The organism is Brevibacterium sp. FAM 24630 (assembly GCF_049804075.1).
In the GTDB taxonomy this organism is placed as follows: Bacteria; Actinomycetota; Actinomycetes; order Actinomycetales; family Brevibacteriaceae; genus Brevibacterium.
The window spans coordinates 1-286 of record NZ_JBNBZD010000091.1 but is presented as its reverse complement, the minus strand read 5'-3'; the positions used below and the strand labels follow the sequence as shown (position 1 = coordinate 286).

Annotated in this window: 1 pseudogene; it reads right to left on the bottom strand. The window is 59.4% G+C overall.

The features are described 5' to 3' along the window. Window positions 1-286 (bottom strand): annotated as a pseudogene (locus ACPUD7_RS17865) (hypothetical protein); the annotation flags it as partial.

Sequence of the window (286 nt, the reverse complement as noted above, 5' to 3'; positions counted from 1 at the left end):
CCCGTAGAGAAGATTCGTCTCCTCTCGGCCCGTGTCGGGTTTCACCACATTCGGGACGCTGCGCGGTGGTGTCCACGCTCGTGGAGTAACGAACGACCACGGGTCCTTGGGTGCCTCGGTGCGCAGATACAACAGCCAGTCGACTCCTCGGCGGGCATCATCGATGTTCAGTCCTCGATGGGCTCGGAGGAAGTCCTTGATCGCTTTGTTCGGGCCGCCCTCTAATGGGTTCGTAGTCTTCGCGATCGTGTAGTCGTCTTCGGCTAGTTCTAGCCACGTGAACAGT